Source organism: Methylorubrum podarium, assembly GCF_022179745.1.
In the GTDB taxonomy this organism is placed as follows: domain Bacteria; phylum Pseudomonadota; class Alphaproteobacteria; order Rhizobiales; family Beijerinckiaceae; genus Methylobacterium; species Methylobacterium podarium.
This window is the reverse complement of sequence record NZ_BPRD01000630.1, coordinates 1-3,925: the sequence shown is the minus strand read 5'-3', so window position 1 is coordinate 3,925 and position 3,925 is coordinate 1. Positions and strand designations below refer to the sequence as shown.

Here is a 3,925-nt window from a genome sequence, read left to right as displayed (position 1 = left end):
GACGCTCCTCGTCTTCCTGTTCATCACCGCCCTGTCGCTGCCGACGCTGATCACCGTGATCGCCCCGGTGGCGCTGTTCATCGCCTGCGTCTACGCGCTGAACAAGCTCAACGGCGATTCCGAGCTGATCGTGATGTCGGCCGCCGGCATGCCGCCGCGCCAGCTGCTGCGGCCCTTCGCGACGCTGGCGCTCGCCGTCAGCCTCGTGGTCGCCTTCCTGACGATCCAGGTGATGCCGTCCTCCTTCCAGGAACTGCGCGACGTGCTGACGCGGGTGCGCGGCGATTTCGTCGCCAACGTGGTCAAGGAGGGCCAGTTCACGGCGCTCGACAACGGCATCACCTTCCATTTCCGCGAGCGCGGGCCCGACGGCTCGCTCATGGGCCTGTTCATCCAGGACAAGCGCGAGGCCGGCAAGGCGGTGGTCTACCTCGCCGAGCGCGGGCGCGTGACCGAGGTGGACGGGCAGACCTACCTCGTCCTGGAGAAGGGCAGCATCCATCGCCAGCAGAAGGACAGCCGCGATTCCTCGATCGTGAGCTACGAGCGCTACGCCGTCGATCTCGCCGCCTTCACGCCCCCGGACGCGGAGACCGTCTACAAGCCGCGCGAGCGCTCGACCCTGGCGCTGCTCTTCCCCGATACGGGGGAGGGCTATTACCGCCTGCAGAAGGGCCGCTTCCGGGCCGAGCTGCACGACCGGCTCTCCGCCTGGCTCTACCCGCTGGCCCTCGCCTTCATCGCCTTCGCCGCGCTCGGCGACCCCCGCACCACGCGGCAGGGCCGGGGCATGGCCGTGGCCGGCGCCGTGCTCGGCGTCGTGGCACTGCGGATCGCCGGCTTCGCCGCGAGCAGCGCCGCCGTGCGCAGCCCCGGCGCGGTGGTGGCGATCTACGCCGCGCCGCTCGGGGCCATCGCCCTCTCCTGCCTGCTGATCTTCGGCGGCGCCCGGGTGCGGACCATGAACGAGCGGCTCGGCCGGCTGGGGCGGCGGCTCGCGGGGGGCCTGCGGCGGCGCCCGGCGGCCGGGCGCGCCTGAGGGAACGATCATGCTGATCGGCGCGACCCTCGGCCGCTACTTCGCGTGGCGCTTCGTGCGCACCATCCTCGGCGTGTTCCTCACCGTCTTCGCCCTGGTCTACACCCTCGACTTCGTCGAGCTCCTGCGCCGCGCGGGCGACGCGGAGGGGGCCTCGCCCGGGCTGATGGCGCAGCTCGCCCTCTACCGGACGCCGGCGGTGGCCGAGAGCGTGCTGCCCTTCGCGGTGCTGTTCGGCTCCATGGCCGCCCTGCTCCAGCTCTCGCGCAAGCTCGAACTCGTGGTGGCGCGGGCCGCCGGCATCTCCGCCTGGCAGTTCCTCCAGCCCGGCGCCTTCGTGGCCCTGGCGATCGGCGCGCTGGCGATCGGCGCCTACAATCCCCTCTCGGCGGCGCTCAAGCAGCGCTCCAGCGAGATCGAGGCGAAGATCTTCGCCAAATCCACCAAGGCCGGCACCGGCAAGGACCTGTGGCTGCGCCAGCGCAGCGTCGACGGGCAGGCGATCATCCGCGCCGAGACGGCGATCGAGGGCACGACGACGCTCGCCGGCGTCACCGTCTTCCAGTTCGACGACGCGGGCATCTTCACCGCGCAGGTCGAGGCGGCCCGCGCCACCCTGCACGACGGCTGGTGGGAGTTGCGCGATGTGCGGGTTCTCACACGCGATGAACCGCCCGAGAGCCACGAGGTCTACCTCGTCGCCTCGACGCTGGACCCGAGCCAGATCAGCCAGCGCTTCACCCCCCCGGAATCTGTGCCCTTCTGGCAACTTCCGGACACCATCGCACGCCACGAGCGGGCCGGGCTGGATGCCACGCGCTACCGCCTCCAGTACGATGTGCTGCTGGCAACGCCCCTGCTCTACCTCGCGATGGTCCTCGTGGCGGCAACGGTTTCCTTAAGGTTCTTCCGCTTTGGTGGCGTCGGGAAACTGGTGCTCGGCGGGGTGAGTGCGGGCTTCGTTCTCTACGTCGCGCGGCAGGTCATGGAGGGGCTGGGCGCATCGGGCATGATCGCGCCGACAGTGGCGGCGTGGTTCCCCGCCGTGGTAGGGAGCTTGCTCGGTACGCTCACGCTTCTCTACCAGGAGGACGGCTGATGCGCGGTGCTCCGGGTGGAGTCGGGTTCGGGTGTGATCGTCGTGCAGGGGGCTGCACAGGGTTCGAGGGACGCGTTGCGTAAGGTCGCCGACATCGCGATCACGGTCTCCATGGCCGCACTGCTGACGGCAGCCTTCGGGTTCGCCGCGCCGCGCGCCCATGCCCAGGCCGGACTCGAAAAGCTCGCGGGCTCCAAGGGCAACGAGAAGGGCCAGCGCCTGCTCGTCGAGGCCGACGAGCTGATCTACGACAACGACCGCAACACCGTGACTGCCCGCGGCAATGCCGAGCTGCATTACGGCGCCCGCACGCTCCAGGCCGACCGGGTGCGCTACGACCGCGGCACGAGCCGGGTCTTCGCCGAGGGCAATGTCCGCCTCACCGACGAGACCGGGGCGCTGGTCACCGGCGAGCGGATGGAGCTGACCGACGACTTCAAGAACGGCTTCGTCGACGCCCTGCGCATCCAGCAGAGCGTCCAGCTCAAGGGCGAGACGGTGCGCACCCGCATCTCCGCCCCGCGGGCGGAGCGAATCGCGGGCGAGCAATCGAGCTTCGACTACGCCACCTACACCGCCTGCGAGCCGTGCAAGGACCATCCGGAGACGCCGCCGCTCTGGCAGATCAAGGCGGCCAAGATCATCCACAACAATGAGACCCACACGATCAGCTACGAGGATTCGACCCTCGAGCTCGGTGGGATCCCGGTCGCCTACCTGCCCTATTTCGAGTCGGCCGACCCGACGGTGAAGCGCAAGACCGGCTTCCTGACGCCGCGCTTCATCACCTCGACGGCGATCGGCACCGGCGTGGCGACCCCGTTCTTCATCAACCTCGATCCGAGCTACGACCTGACGCTCTCGCCCGCCTTCGTCTCGCGCCAGGGCGTGCTGGGCCAGGCCGAGTTCCGCCAGCGGATCGACAACGGCAGCTACAACCTGCGCCTGTCGGGCATCTTCCAGACCACGCCCTCGGCCTTCCTGCCGGGGCCGCTGGGCGCGGCCGACCGCGAGTTCCGCGGCTCGGTCGAATCGCGCGGGCGCTTCTTCATCAACGAGCACTGGCGCACGGGCTGGGACCTCGTCGGCGTGACCGACAAGTGGTTCCTCGACAACTACCGCATCCGCAACCAGAACATCACCACGGACTATTTCCGCGAGGCGGTTTCGACCGCCTACCTGATCGGCCAGGGCGACCGCTCGTGGTTCGAGGCGCGGGGCTACTACTTCAAGGCCCTGTCGAGCTTCGACTGGCAGAAGGAGCAGCCCGTCGTCCTGCCGGTGATCGACTACGACAAGCGCATCGACGGGCCGAAGGGCCTCGGCGGCGAGGTGCGGTTCGAGGCCAACGTCACGAGCCTCAGCCGCGAGGCGACCGACTTCCAGGGCATCCCGCGCACCGGCAGCTACCTGTTCGCCCCGAGCGTCAACGGGATCAGCTACCCGCTCTACGAGACCTGCACCACCTTTGTGCGCGACCGCTGCATCGTGCGGGGCTTAGGGGGCACCGACACGCGGCTCTCGGCCCAGGTCTCCTGGCGGCGCAGCTTCATCGACGATTTCGGCCAAGTCTTCACGCCCTTCACCTATCTGCGCACCGACGCCTTCTTCGTGAACCCGAGCCGGTCGGGCTTCCAGAACGCGCTGGTGAACAACATCACCACCGTCGACGACGGCTTCTCCGGCCGCGTCATGCCGGCGATCGGCCTCGACTACCGCTACCCCTTCGTCGCCGATTTCGGCGGTCTCGGCGTTCACACCCTGGAGCCGATCGCCCAGGTGATCGC

3 protein-coding genes are annotated in these 3,925 nt (G+C 69.2%); all 3 read left to right on the top strand.

Going from position 1 to position 3,925, the window contains the following annotated elements; all coding sequences use genetic code 11:
* Window positions 1-1,039 (top strand): LPS export ABC transporter permease LptF (gene lptF, locus MFF42_RS24965; protein WP_238258646.1); only part of this gene is annotated, 1,039 nt, incomplete at its 5' end.
* 10 nt (window positions 1,040-1,049) lie between these two features.
* Window positions 1,050-2,138 carry an LPS export ABC transporter permease LptG gene (lptG, locus tag MFF42_RS24960; protein ID WP_238258644.1) on the top strand — a complete coding sequence of 363 codons (1,089 nt, stop codon included), beginning with the start codon at window positions 1,050-1,052 and terminating at the stop codon, window positions 2,136-2,138.
* 33 nt (window positions 2,139-2,171) lie between these two features.
* Window positions 2,172-3,925 (top strand): LPS-assembly protein LptD (locus MFF42_RS24955; RefSeq protein ID WP_238258647.1); only part of this gene is annotated, 1,754 nt, incomplete at its 3' end.

Coding starts and splice junctions, on each gene's coding strand:
- lptG (WP_238258644.1), top strand. CDS start 1,050: ATGCTGATCGGCGCGACCCTCGGCCGCTACTTCGCGTGGCGCTTCGTG.